The following is a 1,362-nucleotide window of genomic DNA, read 5'->3' on the forward strand; positions in this document are numbered from 1 at the left end:
TTTGCGGCAAAAAGTTTTTCGGTGGGGGCAGGGTGTAGGGTGTAGGGTGTAGGGTGTAGGGTTTTAGAGATTTTGAGGGGGTCAATTACCTAATTTTCAGGGAAAAAGTCCCGGAATTTTCCACCCGATCACTCCGGGATACGGTACTTTTTGGTTTCCAAAAAGTCTAAAAGTCTTACCCAACAAGGTTTTTAGATTTATTGAGCAAGCCCTAATTAGCCTTCTCTATTCTTTTGCAAATAATCGACTAATGCCCATAATCCTAGGCGATAACTTTCGGCCCCAAAACCGCTAATCTGTCCGATGGCTATATCGGCAATGTAGGAATGATGACGAAAAGACTCGCGTTTGTAAATATTGCTTAAGTGTACTTCCACACAGGCCATTTTTGTGCCTAATAGTGCGTCGCGGATGGCGATACTGGTGTGAGTATAAGCTCCCGCATTAATCAAAATACCGTCATGCTGACCCCATGCTTGCTGAATCCAGTCCACTAATTGCCCTTCCTGATTGGACTGGTGTGCGGTTAAATTCACCCCTAAACGGGTAGCTTCTTCGTTTAAAAACCGGTTAATCGCCTCTAAATTGACGTTACCGTAGAGATTCGGCTCTCTTTTCCCCAATAGGTTTAAATTCGGCCCGTGCAGAACCAGAATGCTTAGTTTATTCACAAATGTCCTCCCTATGACCACGAGAATTAATCTTATCTCGATCAGGGACTATTGCCGATCAACAACATTTTTGCCGCTACGGTAATCACCGCACCAATAGTAGCACTGAGCGCACCGACGATGATCGGCAGAATGAGACCTCGGAATCCCTGGAGGTCGGAAATAGCTTTAATCATGGTAGCCTGTTCACTTTCCACCTTTTCGAGTCGTTTATCCATCCCTCCGACTTTCTCGGTTAAAGCAACCAATCCTATCGATTTAAATTGTTCATTTTCCACTTTTTCCAGTCGTTTATCCATACCTACGACTTTCTCGGTTAAAGTAGCTAATCCTATCTCTACTTTATTTAATCTTTCATCGATTCTGTCAAAGCGCTCATCAATCTTGTCAAATTTTTGATTAACGTCCCTTTGTAGATTGTCTATTTTTCCCTCGATCCTGGTCAGAATAGTTTCTAGGGAATAAGTGACGGTTTCTCCTGACATCCTGGTAAACTCCCCTTAGTTTTATCTTGATCCTCCTCCCATTCTCGCTTTATCCATGGGAGACTACCGCTCAACTAAACTTACTCAAACTTACTTAAAAGCCTGAAAGCTTAGTCATTCGTAGTGGGTCAAGCACTACAGGATTAAACGGCAAACCCTTTATTCCCTGGTCAATGACATCAGGAATTACTTTTCTAATGATGTTA

2 protein-coding genes are annotated in these 1,362 nt (G+C 42.8%); both read right to left on the minus strand.

Going from position 1 to position 1,362, the window contains the following annotated elements; genetic code table 11:
* Positions 1-215: 215 nt before the first annotated feature.
* A complete protein-coding gene (gene aroQ / locus O9290_RS05305; RefSeq protein ID WP_002797921.1) occupies positions 216-671 on the minus strand; it encodes a type II 3-dehydroquinate dehydratase in 456 nt (151 codons plus the stop codon).
* Positions 672-712: 41 nt separating this feature from the next.
* Entirely contained in the window at positions 713-1,156 is a 444-nt protein-coding gene (locus O9290_RS05310; RefSeq protein WP_288058865.1) for a hypothetical protein, read from the minus strand.
* Positions 1,157-1,362: the final 206 nt, after the last annotated feature.

This window comes from Microcystis sp. LE19-41.2A, from assembly GCF_027530405.1.
GTDB lineage: Bacteria > Cyanobacteriota > Cyanobacteriia > Cyanobacteriales > Microcystaceae > Microcystis > Microcystis aeruginosa.

Excerpts from the sequence above, each read along its gene's own strand:
- O9290_RS05310 (WP_288058865.1), bottom strand. The coding sequence starts at position 1,156 with ATGTCAGGAGAAACCGTCACTTATTCCCTAGAAACTATTCTGACCAGG.